This window comes from Proteus mirabilis ATCC 29906 (assembly GCF_000160755.1).
Taxonomy (GTDB): Bacteria; Pseudomonadota; Gammaproteobacteria; order Enterobacterales; family Enterobacteriaceae; genus Proteus; species Proteus mirabilis.
Genome location: NZ_GG668576.1, coordinates 726,085 through 741,525 on the forward strand (window position 1 = coordinate 726,085; position 15,441 = coordinate 741,525).

A 15,441-nucleotide genomic window follows, 5' to 3' on the forward strand; every position below is an offset into this window, starting at 1 on the left:
GTTTATTTCAAGCCACCATTAAAACACTAATCTGACTTGAATAACAAATACATTTTGTGATAGAGGGGAAAAAGCATAGAAAGCGGGTTTTTTACGGCTGCTTAGAGGGGAATAAGATGGTAAAGCGACAGATACCTTGCTGAAAATCTTCGCCTTGATCGCAAAAATTATCTAACGCCACAAGGTACAACCCCAAGCTGATAGCTAATATAATTATTAAGCTAATAATTATTTTCTTTGCGTTCAAATTAAAATCCTTTAAATACATTTTGTTAATAGTACTTATTACAAAATAGGCATTCGCTTTAATACGATAACAACGCCTATCACTGTTGTTATAAAATTCGCAATAAGTTATCTCTAAGATTAAATTTAGCATAGTTTTCATAAAGAAAGTTAAATGCTTCCTCGACAGAAAACAGATAATTGGCACTATTTTTTCTTAATTGTACGCAAAATAGGCATTTTTATTTTAATTACACATTTTGCCAACACATAGAAACAGCAATCAACTAATATGGATTTCTCTGTTTGCCACTTTTTGTATAATATTAAGGAGTTAATTTTGTTTTTTACCTTAACTTCATCGATAGAATGGAACTGTAATGCCACAAGATAATCATCTCGCATTAGTTTGCGCGCTAAGTAAATGGATTGAGGAGCATTTAGGTCGCGTAATACACCTTGAAGAGCTAGCGGCTTACTCCGGCTATTCCCTTTGGCATATGCAGAAAATTTTTAAAGAAGTCACGGGCACCTCTTTAGGAAAGTATATTCGCCAACGCCGTTTAGCGGGGGCTATCCATCTTTTACGCACCAGTGACCGCTCAATATTTGATATTGCATTAGATTTCGGCTTTGGCTCGCAATCACACTTTACTTATATGTTTCGTAAAGAGTATGGCATCACTCCATTTGACTTTAGGCAAAATCAAAATATCGAGTTAGAGACAAAACAGCCCTTACATTTGCAATCACTTTGTTGTGATTAGACTGACTTTTATGTGGCATAGAGATATTCTCTTTCGTGTCACATAAATAAAGCCCCAGTTATGTGATGATAATACCTCGCCCTTACCAACCATTAACTGCTTTACTTTAATATGGGGATGATAATGAGTATTAAGCTTATCGTTATTGATTTAGATGGAACGTTACTAAACGAACAACATGAGATCACACCTGAAGTACATCAAGCGATCCAACATGCTAAAAATTCTGGAGTGCATATTGTTCTTGCATCTGGGCGATCTTTTAACGGCATCTCTCCCTATTTAAAAGCACTGAATCTTGATACATCTGATAACTTTTGCATTAGCAATAATGGTAGCCAAATTCACCAAGCAGAAAATGGTGAAATTATCACCGAAGACTTGCTCAATTTTGAAGATTACCTCTATTTTGAAGATCTCTCCCGTGAGATAGGTGTTCACTTTCATGTTTTAAGTGATAATAAAATTTATACCACCAATCGCCATATTAGCCATTTTACTTGTCGTGAAGCATTCTTAACGTGGACACCTCTCTATTATCGCCCCTTAAGCGAAATGCAAAGAGATATGCGCTTTAGTAAATTTATGATCGTTGGTACACCTACGGTATTAGATAACGCAATGCAATATTTACCTGCTAATATCTATCAACAATACAGCATATTACGTAGCGCTCCTTATTTTATTGAGATATTAAATACCGATGTCAATAAAGGAAACGCGGTACAAAAAATAGCAGAACATTTAAAAATCACTCCAGAGAAAATAATGTGTATTGGCGATCAAGATAATGATTTAGCGATGTTACAGTATGCGGGATTGGGTGTTGCGATGGGAAACGCCCCTGAAGAGATCAAAAAAGTGGCGAAATTTATTACATTATCTAATAAAGAACACGGTGTTGCCGTCGCTATCAATAAATTTATTTAAACACGATATTTTTTGTGTTTTATCACTAATGTCTACAAAATTATATAGCAATTGTGATCCTAGCTAGAGGATCACACTGCTTGCCCCCCTGCTTTATAGCCATTTATTATGCTCCTTTTCCTGCTGGATCAGGATTAAACACCTATTTCTTCTTACATCTCCGTCAGAATTTGTTACTATTAATTCTCTTTTCGTTATTCAAACACTATTTTTACAAGATAATTACCTAGTAATTAGGCTAAATATAGAATAACAAGTATAAATTATTAATATATTCTCTCTCAGACAGGTAGTATTAGTTATGCTTTCAACAAAAGACATGCTAGTCCTTGGAATGATGGTTTTTGCTCTTTTCCTTGGCGCTGGTAATATTATTTTCCCTCCAATGGCAGGTTTCCAATCTGGAAACCAATGGTTTAGTACGTCATTAGGATTTTTGGTTACGGGTGTCTTACTCCCTTTTTTAACCTTAGTCACCGTAGCTATTCGTGGACGTGGTGAACGCCTTTCTATCGACTTGCCATCATGGTTTGCGGTGTTATTTTGGATTGCACTTTACCTGATTGTCGGTTCTACCTTTGCAATGCCTCGGGTCACGAACACCGCCTATGAGATGGGATTTTTACCTCTTGGTCTTATTGAAAAAAATACTACGACCCATCTGACTTTCGCATTAATATTTAACCTATTAAGTATGTTCTTTATGCTTAAACAAGGTACGATGATCAGTGCCATCGGTAAATTCATGACCCCAGCGCTCTTAATACTCCTGGTTGTCGTTGGTATTGCTGTGGTGGCTAAACCGCTTTCCCCTATTGAAGAGCCTACCGGCCTTTATGCGGTAAATGGCTTCTTCTCCGGTATTATTGACGGTTATCAAACCATGGATGTGCTATCTGCTATGGCTTTTGGCGGGATCGTCGCTCGTGCGTTATATACCAAAGGGATCACCAATCCTAAACAAATTGGTTTTATCACCATAAAAGCGGGGATGATTTCGGTTTTACTCTTAGCCGCCCTTTATTTATGTTTATTCTATTTAGGTGCCACAAGTCACGCAGTATCTGTTTTTGCTGATCCGGCACTAAATGCCACTAACGGTGGTCAAATCTTCTCACGCTACGTAGACGCTTTATTTGGCTCTGTCGGTACTTGGTTGATGGGCGGGATTGTTTTATTAGCCAGTATGACAACCTTAGTCGGGGTTACTAGTGCTGCGGCAGACTACTTTGCGACATTCCATCATCGTTTAGGCTATCGCTTCTGGGTTGTAGTATTTACACTGTTAACGACGTTAGTCTCTACTTTTGGTCTTGATACCTTATTACGTGTCACTATTCCTGCATTATTAATGATTTATCCAACATCGGTGACACTAGTCTTACTACAATTTGTTCGCCATAAACTAAAATCACCGCGTTTTACTTACCGCTTTACAATCTGTGTCATTGTTTTAATGAGCCTACTTGACACATTAAAACAGTTAAAATGGCTAAATGGAGATTTATTACAACTATTTAGTTACATTCCACTGTCTGAGTATGGGCTAGGTTGGTTATTACCGGGTATTATTGCATTCGCAATTTCATTACTAATTAGTCTCAGTTTTAAAGAAACCGACACAGAAATTGCTACACCTAATACAGTAAAATAAATCTATTATTGCAACTAGCCCCAAAGTAAATAGTCACTTTGGGGCTAGTTTTTATCCTTAATAACGATCAATTATCTGAATGTTTTATTGGCTCAGTTGACGGCTGTATCCACTTAGTTCGATATTTATCAATTAACGCCATTAAAATAGCTTCTGACTGCGCATCAGGAATACCTTTAATATCACTTGGTCTAAAATGCATTTGAAATGCGCTAACCACTTTTTGCGTTTCAGGATCTAATATCCCTGTTGTTGGTGTTTGATAACCATACTTCGCTAACAAGGTTTGAAAATTAGCAATATCAACAGGCTCCGATGCAGCTCTTCCCGCTAAATAGAAAGTGACTGTTTCATCATCTGGCCAAGCGCCTATTCCTTGTTTCGCTAATTCAGCCCATGGGAAAAGTGGTCCCGGATCCACTTTACGTTGTGGTGCAATATCACTATGCCCGACTACATTTTGAGGTTCAATACCATAGCGTTGAATAATATCTTTCATCATCATAGTAATGGTTGAGAGTTGTTCTGCGGTATAAGGTAACCACTCTCTTAATGTACCCTGATCTTTATAACCATAATTCACTATCTCAATACCAATTGAACCATCATTCAAACCTGCACTATTTCCCCACTGACTTAGCCCTGCATGCCATGCTCTTTTATCTTCACTCACTAAAGCAAACACAACCGGCTTACCATCAACATAATTTGGTTTGGTAGGAATTAAATAATGACTGCTTACATTTCCCGAAGTTAACGTTTTTAACGATTCTTTATCGTCAACGGCGGTGTAGTGCATAACTAAAAATTTTACGCGATTATCTTGCCCAGGATTATTGGGAACAACTTGTGCAAAATAATCCCCCCTATCAATAAGCTGAGGTTGCTGAACACAACCTGAAAGCAACCCCAAAGTAACAAGTAAAAAGAGACTGTAGCGACTAAAGATCATTATCCATCCTGAATACATTAGACTATAAATTTAAGGCTAAATTGTAGACAAAAAACCCATATTAAAAAATATGGGTTTTGTATTTTGGTTTTTTTTTAATAATTTTTTAATGAATACCGTACTTGCTCAATTATTGCCTCACCTTTTCACAGCGGACTAACGGCTCATTAGGTAAAGGCTCTTTATCCCAAATACCTTGCTCAATATCATTTTGTAATTCAGGGTATTGGCGAATATTGAAAGTGGGTAATACACCAGCTTGTCGCTGTTGGTTATAATCTTTAATTAACTTCAACGCGACGCCTGAAAGTAAAATAATGGCAATTAAGTTAGTGACAGCCATCAATCCCATCGAGAGATCAGCCATTTTCCACACTAACGGCATTTCAGCCAAAGCGCCAAACATCACCATCGCCAGTACAGCTGATCTGAGTAAGAATAGCCCTGTCATATGATTGCGGCCTAAAAAAATCATATTACTTTCAGCATAGGCATAATTTGCAATAATCGATGTAAAGGCAAAGAAAAAAATCGCAACAGCAATAAAAGTACTCCCCCAACCACCGACAGTTGACGATAATGCTAGCTGGGTTAACTGAATACCATTAATACCATCTTGATAATTATCTAACACACCTGAGGATAAAATAATCACTGCAGTCGCACTACAAATCACCAAGGTATCCATAAATACCCCTAACATCTGAATATAACCTTGCGATGCTGGATGAGGTGGGTAAGGTGTTGCAGAAGCGGCGGCATTAGGTGCAGAGCCCATACCTGCTTCATTAGAAAATAGGCCGCGTTGAATACCTTGGGTCATCGCTTGACTAATACCATAGCCAATTGCCCCTGCTGCGGCTTCCTGTAAACCAAATGCGCTTTTAAAAATTAGCATAAACACTTCAGGTAAACGTTCAAAATGATCTGCAACAACCCAAAATGCTAATAATAAATAGGCGATAGCCATAATGGGTACAACCAGCTCAGCAACACGCGCAATCCAACGTAGACCGCCAAAAATAATAAAGCCGCTCATCACCACCAGTCCAATACCAACATATAATGGATCGAAATTAAATGCTGATGCAGCTGCTTGCGCTATTGAGTTAGCTTGTACCGCATTAAAAACAAGTCCGAAGGCAATGATGAGGAAAATGGCGAATAATACGCCCATCCAACGCATATTGAGACCTTTTGTCATATAATAAGCAGGGCCACCGCGATAGTTACCTTCATCATCTTTAGTTTTATACAACTGTGCTAATGTACTTTCTATTAAGGAAGTCGCCATACCTATAATTGCAACTACCCACATCCAAAAAATGGCCCCAGGGCCACCTGCGGTCAGCGCAATTGCTACACCGGTTAAGTTACCTGTTCCAACACGTGCAGCTAAACTGGTACATAAAGCTTGGAATGAAGAGATACCTGATTTATCTGACTTATGACTATTTTTTAAAATAGAAAACATATGACCAAAATGGCGGATTTGAATAAATCCTGTTCGAATAGTGAAATAAATACCCACACCAAGGAGTAAGTAAATAAGTACATATCCCCATAAAATGTTATTTGCAAAGTTAATTAGCCCTGTCAAATTAATCCCCTTATGTAATAACGTATATAACCTATCCTTACATCGCTATTGAAATAAAAAACAGATAAACACCTATAATTGAACCAATAAATGGCTTATGTATGTCTTTATCTCATATCAAAAATGATTGTCTAAAAAGCGACTTAAATGTAACACAAGATTATACGATATGTATATTTTTTGTTTATTTTTTTATTATTTAATCATTCTATTTAATTATCTTATTAACTAGAAACTTTAGCATAACAAAATAAAAAACCTATAAATATCATTTAGATAAATAATTAAAACATTCTATATTATATAATAAAATAAATTTACTGATCTACAAAATATTGTTAATTGATTATTTAACAACATGCTAAAAGATGAAAAAAACACCAATAAGAATTGATTGCCAAATATACAATTTTCATTTTAAAGTGAGATTTAAATCAAATAAGTGGATTTATTAATTAAATATTCTCTTAGTAGTAATGCTAATAAGAATTTGAAAAGTGCATTAGCATTATAAGAAATGCATAGTGAAAAAATAATATAACTTTAACGAACGGAATTATTATTTTTTAACAAAATATTAATAACTTTACTTTAGGGACAGGACTATTACGAACTCTATTAATAAAAAATGTTTTAAAGTACTCCGTTTTTCTTCTCTATCTTCTTTGTTTTTACTTAAATTTTATTTTACTTATTTCCATTTTCTGCTTATTTATTAGCGCCTTTTCCCTTTTGTTTCCATAACAATTTAATGTTGATTATTTTTTGATTAATAAAAAAATCAATATTCACGTAAATTTACTTATTAACCATTTAGTTAATTTTATTTATAATACATTTTTCCCTGGTGTTGTATTATTTTTTGCCCTGTTTCCCCAACAGGGCTTTTTTTTATCCTTATTTTTCATTCTGTTAGTGATTACTCAATCGTTTTTATAAAAATTAACTTAAAAAATAAAACATAAAATAGACAATATTAACATTTTATTAAAATTTAATTATTACTTTATCTATAATGTAAAAATAATTGATATAAATAAAATTGATCTAGATCAAATATAAAACTCGTCAAAATTGGTTACTAACTCAGGGAAACATTAAAAAAACTAATTTTAAATATAATTAATTCAATATAATAAATATGTTACCTTGGCTAGCTAAAAAATGTACCAGTAGAATAATTTATTTAAAGGCAATATTATTTACTACTAATAACTATTAGTAATAAAGTTTTTTATCCATTATCTATACAATTGCTTTCTATTTCTTTTTTTAAAATTTTTTAAAATAATTTCTTTTAGTTACTTGCATTACTCATCGCTCTCTTTTACTTTACTCTCATATAACAAGGGAGAAAGTACGATGGGTTATAACCTTGCTGAACTTACACAAGAAGAAAAAGATAAAATTAATGTCAACCTAGCCGCTTCAGGGGTTGCCTTTAAAGAGCGTTATAATATGCCAGTAGTGGCTGATGCGATAGCAAGAGAGCAACCTCAAGCTTTACAAAGCTATTTTCAAGAAAGAGTGACCTTTTATCGAGCACGAAGCCAACACTATTCTCGCTTACCTTTTGAGTCGAAATAAATACCGTGCTCAATATTAAAAAAAGAGATAAACATTTACGTTTATCTCTTTTTTATTTTCAAGTAATGATATAAAAAATGGGCGAAAAATCGCTATTTCTTATCAGTTAAATGATACTATTTACTTGATATATAGGTAATTTTATTCTCATCACAATTAACTTCAACATTGTAACGTAGATCGGTACGAGCACCTCTTACATCCAAGATAACATGATAGCTATTATCTCTTTTGATAACATCGTTCGCATTAATATTCGCCACAGGTTTTGGTCCTAGTGCTTTTTTATCATCCTGCCAGCGAGGTAATCGATTGAGTAAATAATCATTTTTCACTCTAGTGGCAAGTTGTTCTTTATCAAGATTAACACAACTAGCAAAAGGGGCTGAGCGCACAACATTATTATCATTATTCACATTTGTGACACTTTCTGCAGAGGCTCCAAAAGAAACCGCAAGAAAAAGACCTGCACCAAGTATCCCTGTTTGACCAACTAATTTGCTTAATTTCATAATAACCTCCCGAAAATATCCCTTAAAGCAGGACGAGTTTCTATTAAGCATAGCATAAGCAAAACAGGGTATTTGTGACATTTGTTAAAAAAATGTTTTAATCATTGTCATCGTCAAACACAATAGAGACTGATTCACGAGTCGTGTGTTTTTCTCTTAATTCTTGAGCGACCAATTGGATCGCCTCACCACTACTCATACCTTCGGACATCAGATGTTGAATTTTTTCTACTGCTTTTTGTTGTTCTTCATGTGTTAATGTAGGCATTCCTAGAAACATAATGTTACTCTTATCTTAATCGATTTCTATGTTGGTCTTTACAATAATGCAATCACTGAACTAATGATTGATAGTGTAAATGATACAGAATACTTGTTTAAATGGTCATAAAATGGATATGCAATTACAGCAACGTGAATTAACTTATACCCCTGATTTAGCATTACGGGTATTTGCACCTATCGCCTCTTTGTCTTGGTCTAGTTTACTGCATTCAGGTTTTGCCGAACATCACCATAATCGTTTTGATATTGTTGTATCCGATCCTGCTATTACCTTAGAAACACGCAAACAAATTACCACTATTAAAGAGAAAACCGGTCGAGTCAAACGCTCTAAAAAAGATCCCTTTACGCTTATCCAAACAGCATTAGACACTTTTAATTTTCATCCAGTCAGTGATGAAACGCTTCCTTTTCTAGGTGGCGCATTAGGTATATGGAGTTACGATTTAGGTCGTCGCATTGAAATATTACCAGAATTAGCAAAAAATGAACTTAATTTCGCTGATATGGCTATCGGTATTTATGATTGGGCACTAATTGTTGACCATCAACTGAAAAAAGCCACATTAATAAGCTACCAAGATATTGACGCACGTCTCCAATGGCTAGCAAAGCACGCTGATAATAACACAATAGAAAAAAAAGAACCTTTTGTCTTAACTTCTCCATGGCAATCAAACATGAGTAGTGATGAATACAATGAAAAAATTGCTAAAATTCATCAATACTTACTTTCAGGGGATTGCTATCAAGTCAATTTAGCGCAACGTTTTTGTGCTAATTATAGCGGTGATGAATGGAATGCATTTTTAACACTAAATCAAGCGAATAAAGCGCCATTTTCTGCTTTTATGCATTTACCTCATCATTTTGTTATGAGTATTTCTCCTGAACGTTTTATTCATTTAAGTGATCATAAAATTGAAACACGTCCAATAAAGGGTACCCTTCCCCGTAAAGCGCATCCCGATGAAGATGATGAACAAGCGCAATTGTTGGCCAATTCTCGTAAAGATCGTGCTGAAAACTTAATGATTGTCGATTTAATGCGCAATGATATTGGTAAAGTTGCCACAACAGGATCAGTCAAAGTACCTGAATTATTCGTTGTTGAACGCTTTCCCGCCGTGCACCACTTAGTCAGCACCATTACCGCTGAACTTCCAGAAAATTTAAACGCAACTGACTTATTACGTGCGGCCTTCCCCGGTGGCTCCATTACTGGCGCACCTAAAATTAGAGCAATGGAGATTATCGAAGAACTAGAGCCACATCGTCGCCATGGATATTGTGGTGCCATTGGCTATATTAGTTTTTGTGGTACGATGGATACTAATATCTCAATTAGAACCCTACTGACGGAAAAAAATAAAATTTACTGTTGGGCGGGGGGTGGAATTGTCGCTGATAGCGTTGCCGAACAAGAGTACCAAGAAACCTTTGATAAACTTGGTCAAATATTAACTGTTTTAAGTGAAGTTTCTCTCGATGACACTTATTGATACCTTTATCAATCGCTTTCAACTTACTTTACCCGAGCCGGTAAATCAGCCTATTGATGCTAAAAAATCGGCAGCGGTTTTACTGCCGATTATCAATAAGCCTAATCCAACGATCCTCTTAACAGAGCGCGCATCAACGTTGCGCTCTCATGCCGGACAAGTTGCGCTCCCCGGAGGGAAACGCGATCCACAAGATAAAAGCCTCATTGAAACTGCATTACGTGAAGCCCATGAAGAGGTCGATATTCCGCCCAGTATGGTTTCTGTGATCGGCCAATTAGCCCCATTACGCAGTTCAGAAGGTTATTTAGTAACCCCCATTGTCGGGGTGATCCCCCCCAATTTATCTTTACGTCATAATCCCACAGAAGTCGCTTCTGTCTTTGAAATGCCATTAAGTTATGTACTCAATACTCAGCGCTATTTACCGTTAGATTTTCGTCGTGCCGGTAAAATGCATCGCATCTATTTTTACCCTTATGAAGGGCATTTGGTGTGGGGACTAACCGCAGCTATTTTACATAACCTCGCGTTGCATATTACTTAATTTATTATTTTATTATCCAACGCTATCTTTTTATCGTCACCACTACAACTGTACTTAGCTATTTTAAAAAAATGTTGTAAACTAGACTATTAACGGGACGATATAATCGTAAAAACGCTCCCCTTACTATAAATAACTATATTTTTATTATTTTTTTAACCCTCACTCTTATTAAGGAGTCTGACGTGATTAGCGTTTTCGACATGTTTAAAGTGGGCATTGGGCCATCTAGCTCTCACACCGTAGGCCCCATGAAAGCGGGGAAAGAATTTGTCGATGATTTAGTCAGCCAGGATCTGATTGCGTCTGTCACTCGCGTAGCTGTTGATGTATACGGCTCATTGTCATTGACAGGCAAAGGTCACCACACTGATATCGCAATTATTATGGGCTTAGCAGGTAATGCACCCGCTACTGTCGATATTGACAGCATTCCCGGTTTTATTCGTGAAGTTGAAGAAACTGGCCGTTTACCATTAGCAAATGGATTAAAAGTTGTCGATTTTCCAGCTGAAAGTATGCATTTTAGCAATGATAATCTTTCATTACATGAAAATGGCATGACAATTCATGCTTTTGCAGGTGACAAAGAAATTTATCGTAAAACCTACTACTCTATTGGTGGTGGATTTATTGTTGATGAAGAAAACTTCGGCAAATCTGTGCTTGATAGCCAACCTGTTTCTTATCCTTATGCAAGCGCTGAAGAGTTATTAAAACATTGTAAAGAAACCGGATTATCAATCTCTAGCTTAATGATGAAAAATGAGCTAGATCTTCATACTCAAGCCGAAATTAGTGCCTATTTTGCTGATGTTTATAAAACCATGCAAGAGTGTATCGAGCATGGTTTAAATACCGAAGGCGTATTACCGGGACCACTTCGTGTTCCTCGTCGTGCTGCGTCACTAAATCGTTTATTAACTTCCAGTAATAGCCTGTCAAACGATCCGATGAAAGTCGTTGATCTTATCAATATGTTTGCACTGGCAGTGAATGAAGAAAATGCCGCAGGTGGACGAGTGGTCACCGCACCAACGAATGGCGCATGTGGTATTGTTCCAGCTGTATTGGCTTATTACGATCGCTGTATTGAAAAGGTCACGCCTGAAATTTATACCCGTTATTTCTTAGCCTCAGGGGCGATTGGTATTCTTTACAAAATGAATGCTTCTATTTCTGGCGCTGAAGTAGGTTGCCAAGGCGAAGTGGGCGTTGCTTGCTCAATGGCTGCCGCAGGACTTGCTGAATTACTCGGTGCTAGCCCTGAACAAGTCTGTGTTGCTGCTGAAATCGGTATGGAGCATAACTTAGGTTTAACTTGCGATCCTGTTGCAGGACAAGTACAAGTTCCTTGTATTGAACGCAATGCAATTGCCTCTGTTAAAGCGGTAAATGCTGCTCGTATGGCATTACGTCGTACCAGTGAACCACGAGTTTCACTTGATAAAGTGATTGAAACTATGTACGAAACAGGTAAAGACATGAACGCAAAATATCGCGAAACCTCTCGTGGTGGATTAGCAATAAAAGTTCAATGTGACTAATTAGCCTGATTTTATTTCTAAAGTCCATTTATAATAAATGGACTTTTTTATTTCAATAATAGTTAAACCGATTAAAAATAATAACCCCATAAATAACACCTATATTATTTATCTATAAATTACTTATCTGTTTTAAAATGTCAGTTAATAACTATATACCTACCAAATATAGGTTTATTTAACTTTCATTTAATTTATTCTCATTTTTATAACTTATAATTTATGTGTGTATTAATTTTTTATTTTATCTAAAAAATAAGATAAAAATAAATACATTATTTATTATATGGTTAATATTTCATCATATTGAATTTTATCATTTTTTTAACATGATAATAATATAAAAAATATATTTTCAAACGAAAAAACAATAATGATAATTATTATCAATATCATCTTTTAAATATATGAAATAATATGTTGCCTTTCATAAATAATATGATATCTTCTGCATCAAGTCATTGGGGAGTAGCCTGTCTTAAAATAAATCTCATTATTTTAAGAAGTCTGTATCAACATACTCGCTTATTTTTATTTAGCGTGGTACAGACGCCATTATTTGGTTGGCAAGACCATAGACACATAATTGTACTTCTTTGGTTGGGGGTCAATTGTGTGTATATGGAAACACCCCAACCGAGGCTATTGTTATGAGTTTTTACGCCACAATTATTCTCGCCCTTGCTCTTTCTATGGACGCATTTGCCGTCGCTGTCTGTAAAGGCGCCACCTTACATAAACCTCATTTTCGTGAAGCCCTCCGCACCGGTTTTATCTTTGGTATTATTGAAGCAAGCACCCCGATTATTGGTTGGGCATTAGGTTTATATACCAGTCAATATATTATTCAGTGGGATCACTGGGTCGCCTTTGGTTTATTGGTTATCTTGGGTGGACGAATGATTTATCAGAGTTTAAAGCGTGGTGATGATTGCATTTGTGAAGAGGCTCCTCAACGTCACGGTTCACTCTCTTTAATTGCGACAGGTATTGCCACCAGCCTTGATGCGATGGCAATTGGTGTCGGCTTAGCCTTTCTACAAGTCGATATTGTCCATACCGCGATGACCATCGGTATGATGACCATGATTATGGCAACACTGGGTATGCTGATCGGTCGCTATATTGGCCCTGTGCTTGGCAAAAAAGCTGAAATTATCGGGGGTATGGTGTTGATTGCTATCGGCTTTAATATTCTTTTTGAACATCTTGATCTGTTTATGTACGCACATTAAGTCGCCATAATATGAAAAAGCTTAGGTATGAACACAACCTAAGCTTTTTTATTCTAAACACGTTGATAAACACGAATTAGAAAATCAGTTTCACAAGCAAATTGCTCTGTTTTATCTAATGTCTCTTTTACCTCTTCACTCGCACGCCAAGCAAAAGGCGTCATTTGTAATAAATCAACCGCTTGTTTACCTGTTAACGCCATATTATAAGCAACTTGATGCTGTGCTATTTGCTTGAACCCAGCAAATATCTCATCTTTTAGTGGATGAAGATGCACTGTTGAATAAATCAACGCTTTAAGTTGATAAAGATGACGTGGTGCGGGTGTCACCGTAATAATATATCCATCTTGAGCAATAACTCGTGTTAATTCGCTGGCATTGCAAGGGGCATAAATACGTACCACTGCATTTAATGACGCATCACAAAAAGGCAGACGTTGGCTGGACGCAACACAAAACTGAATAGGAGCATAGCGTTTTGCTGCATATTTAATGGCAACCTTCGCCACATCTAAGCCATAGACTTGTGGATTTTTTGACTTTAGTTGTTGATATATCTGATAGGTATAATACCCTTCTCCACAACCAATATCTAACACCTGAGGATTATCTTTCGGTAAATGTTCAGCCACTAATTGAGCCACTTTGTCTCGCATTGGTTGATAAAAGCCCGCATCTAAAAAATCACGCCGAGCACTAATCATCTCTGCACTATCCCCCGGCTCTTTAGAACGTTTAAATTGTACCGGGAGTAAATTAACATACCCCTCTTTAGCGCAATCAAATTGATGGTGATTGTCACAAACCCAACTATGGGCTTTAAGAGCAAGTGGCTGGGAGCAAAGTGGACATTGATAAGACATAATATTTTTACATATTCCAAAATAAAATTGGGAGAGATAATAACATATCTCCCCCAATCATGCGGAAAACCTTAATGCACAGAGACCATTTCAATGCATTGTTGACATATTGTTATTCGGTTAGCTTCGTTTTAATTTTTCGGTATTTGCAATAAATAACGCGATAACGAGCAATAAAATGGCACCGGACTGAATCAAAGTATCTACCGAGTCTTTATGTTCAACAATAATCAGACGCACAATAGCTGTAATACCTATATAAATAAAATACCTTAAAGGGAAATGACCACCGGATAAAAAATATTTTACAATCAATGCGATAAACTCAAAATAGAGGAAGTAGATCAAAATTCCTTCTAATAACTGATAAGAAGATTCTTCAGCAGCTAAGTTAAATAATAAAGAGGCGATAACATAAGTTTCTTTGATCAAAAAACTGACTAATACGATGGCTAGAATAAGTAATCCGCAATTCAGCACCCATTGTAATATTGTTGCAATACATTTTAATAATTCTTCGCTTGATTTTCTCATAGCTTTATAACCTAAGGTTATCATTTATTGATAACAAATAATGATAGTAAACTACCTGTCGTTAACTTGGCACAAGTTTAATAGAACAATCTTTTTTCCACACCTATTTTTTATCTTTTAGGGCTAAAAACCCCAAAATAATGGCGCCATAATCGCAATATTCATCTTTAAATTTCAGCTTAGCCACTAAATTACCTATACTACTCGAGTGAAAAGGTTAATTTTTTACAGAAGGTAAATTATGGCTAAAACAATACTGGTAGCAATTGACTTATTAGAAGATGATAGAATTCACCGTATGGTTAAAGATATTCAATTTCTAGCAAGAAAAGCTGATCACTATTTTCATTTTGTCACAGTCATGCCTAATTTACGTTCTCTTGAAGCTTATGGGCTTGATTGTGATAGCCCTTCAGTTATAGAGAAAAAACATCAAGCCGTTATTTTGTTAACTGAAAAACTAGCACACTGTGTTCAACAACAATTCCAATTACCTAAAGAGCAGTATCAATGCCATGCCCTTATAGGGACACCAAATTATAATATTCTCGAACTCGCCAATAAGATGGATGTAGACACTATTGTCATTGGCTCTAGCTCTCGTAATAGACATAATATATTGCTTGGCTCTACTGCAGATTATATTGTTAACAACACCAATTGTTCTGTTTTAGTGATCCGTTGATAATTGACGATAC

At 36.0% G+C, this 15,441-nt stretch carries 16 protein-coding genes and 1 riboswitch; of the genes, 9 read left to right on the forward strand and 7 right to left on the reverse strand.

Annotation, left to right across the window (positions count from 1 at the left end):
• Positions 1–91: 91 nt before the first annotated feature.
• A complete protein-coding gene (gene mgrB, locus HMPREF0693_RS19715) occupies positions 92–388 on the reverse strand; it encodes a PhoP/PhoQ regulatory lipoprotein MgrB (RefSeq protein WP_004243459.1) in 297 nt (98 codons plus the stop codon).
• A gap of 217 nt (positions 389–605) precedes the next feature.
• On the opposite strand from mgrB, the gene HMPREF0693_RS03365 reads away from it, so the two are divergent.
• The 3 genes from HMPREF0693_RS03365 to brnQ all read left to right on the forward strand — a co-directional run bounded on the left by HMPREF0693_RS03365 (position 606) and on the right by brnQ (position 3,576).
• Positions 606–992 (forward strand): helix-turn-helix domain-containing protein, encoded by a 387-nt coding sequence (locus tag HMPREF0693_RS03365; RefSeq protein WP_004243460.1) that lies wholly within the window; start codon positions 606–608, stop codon positions 990–992.
• A gap of 123 nt (positions 993–1,115) precedes the next feature.
• Complete coding sequence (gene yidA / locus HMPREF0693_RS03370; RefSeq protein WP_004248301.1) at positions 1,116–1,922, forward strand: sugar-phosphatase; 807 nt, start codon at positions 1,116–1,118, stop codon at positions 1,920–1,922.
• Positions 1,923–2,223: 301 nt separating this feature from the next.
• Positions 2,224–3,576, forward strand: a complete 1,353-nt coding sequence (brnQ, locus tag HMPREF0693_RS03375; protein WP_004243464.1) for a branched-chain amino acid transport system II carrier protein — start codon at positions 2,224–2,226, stop codon at positions 3,574–3,576.
• A 67-nt stretch (positions 3,577–3,643) separates the two neighbouring features.
• Here the strand turns inward: brnQ and HMPREF0693_RS03380 are convergent, their stop codons facing one another.
• Both HMPREF0693_RS03380 and HMPREF0693_RS03385 read right to left on the reverse strand, forming a co-directional pair.
• On the reverse strand, positions 3,644–4,528 hold the full coding sequence (locus HMPREF0693_RS03380) for a peptidoglycan recognition protein family protein (protein WP_017628032.1): 885 nt from the start codon (positions 4,526–4,528) through the stop codon (positions 3,644–3,646).
• Positions 4,529–4,658: 130 nt separating this feature from the next.
• Complete coding sequence (locus tag HMPREF0693_RS03385) at positions 4,659–6,128, reverse strand: alanine/glycine:cation symporter family protein (RefSeq protein WP_004243466.1); 1,470 nt, start codon at positions 6,126–6,128, stop codon at positions 4,659–4,661.
• Between the two features lie 1,362 nt (positions 6,129–7,490).
• On the opposite strand from HMPREF0693_RS03385, the gene HMPREF0693_RS03390 reads away from it, so the two are divergent.
• Positions 7,491–7,715: a DNA polymerase III subunit theta gene (locus HMPREF0693_RS03390; RefSeq protein WP_004243467.1), complete on the forward strand. Its 225-nt coding sequence runs from the start codon at positions 7,491–7,493 to the stop codon at positions 7,713–7,715.
• A gap of 116 nt (positions 7,716–7,831) precedes the next feature.
• Here the strand turns inward: HMPREF0693_RS03390 and yebF are convergent, their stop codons facing one another.
• Together yebF and HMPREF0693_RS03400 are read right to left on the reverse strand one after the other, a co-directional pair.
• Positions 7,832–8,227 (reverse strand): protein YebF, encoded by a 396-nt coding sequence (gene yebF / locus HMPREF0693_RS03395; protein ID WP_004248304.1) that lies wholly within the window; start codon positions 8,225–8,227, stop codon positions 7,832–7,834.
• A gap of 97 nt (positions 8,228–8,324) precedes the next feature.
• Positions 8,325–8,507: a YoaH family protein gene (locus tag HMPREF0693_RS03400; RefSeq protein WP_004243469.1), complete on the reverse strand. Its 183-nt coding sequence runs from the start codon at positions 8,505–8,507 to the stop codon at positions 8,325–8,327.
• Positions 8,508–8,586: 79 nt separating this feature from the next.
• On the opposite strand from HMPREF0693_RS03400, the gene pabB reads away from it, so the two are divergent.
• The 4 genes from pabB (at position 8,587) to mntP (ending at position 13,343) form a co-directional block, all read left to right on the forward strand.
• The gene (gene pabB / locus HMPREF0693_RS03405) at positions 8,587–10,014 is read left to right on the forward strand and encodes an aminodeoxychorismate synthase component 1 (protein ID WP_004243471.1); all 1,428 of its coding nucleotides are present in this window, start codon (positions 8,587–8,589) and stop codon (positions 10,012–10,014) included.
• Positions 10,001–10,561, forward strand: coding sequence for a CoA pyrophosphatase (locus HMPREF0693_RS03410; protein WP_004243472.1), 561 nt, complete (start codon positions 10,001–10,003; stop codon positions 10,559–10,561). Before pabB ends, HMPREF0693_RS03410 begins: the two co-directional genes overlap by 14 nt.
• 185 nt (positions 10,562–10,746) lie before the next feature.
• Positions 10,747–12,108 carry an L-serine ammonia-lyase gene (locus HMPREF0693_RS03415; RefSeq protein WP_004248310.1) on the forward strand — a complete coding sequence of 454 codons (1,362 nt, stop codon included), beginning with the start codon at positions 10,747–10,749 and terminating at the stop codon, positions 12,106–12,108.
• 451 nt (positions 12,109–12,559) lie between these two features.
• A riboswitch (yybP-ykoY riboswitch) is annotated at positions 12,560–12,698 on the forward strand.
• Positions 12,699–12,758: 60 nt separating this feature from the next.
• Positions 12,759–13,343 carry a manganese efflux pump MntP gene (gene mntP, locus HMPREF0693_RS03420; protein WP_004248311.1) on the forward strand — a complete coding sequence of 195 codons (585 nt, stop codon included), beginning with the start codon at positions 12,759–12,761 and terminating at the stop codon, positions 13,341–13,343.
• Between the two features lie 53 nt (positions 13,344–13,396).
• Here the strand turns inward: mntP and rlmA are convergent, their stop codons facing one another.
• Both rlmA and psiE read right to left on the reverse strand, forming a co-directional pair.
• Positions 13,397–14,209 (reverse strand): 23S rRNA (guanine(745)-N(1))-methyltransferase, encoded by an 813-nt coding sequence (rlmA, locus tag HMPREF0693_RS03425; protein ID WP_004243475.1) that lies wholly within the window; start codon positions 14,207–14,209, stop codon positions 13,397–13,399.
• A gap of 120 nt (positions 14,210–14,329) precedes the next feature.
• Complete coding sequence (gene psiE / locus HMPREF0693_RS03430) at positions 14,330–14,743, reverse strand: phosphate-starvation-inducible protein PsiE (protein WP_004248313.1); 414 nt, start codon at positions 14,741–14,743, stop codon at positions 14,330–14,332.
• A gap of 241 nt (positions 14,744–14,984) precedes the next feature.
• Here psiE and HMPREF0693_RS03435 point away from each other — a divergent pair, with 241 nt between their 5' ends.
• Entirely contained in the window at positions 14,985–15,428 is a 444-nt protein-coding gene (locus HMPREF0693_RS03435) for a universal stress protein (protein WP_004243477.1), read from the forward strand.
• Positions 15,429–15,441: the final 13 nt, after the last annotated feature.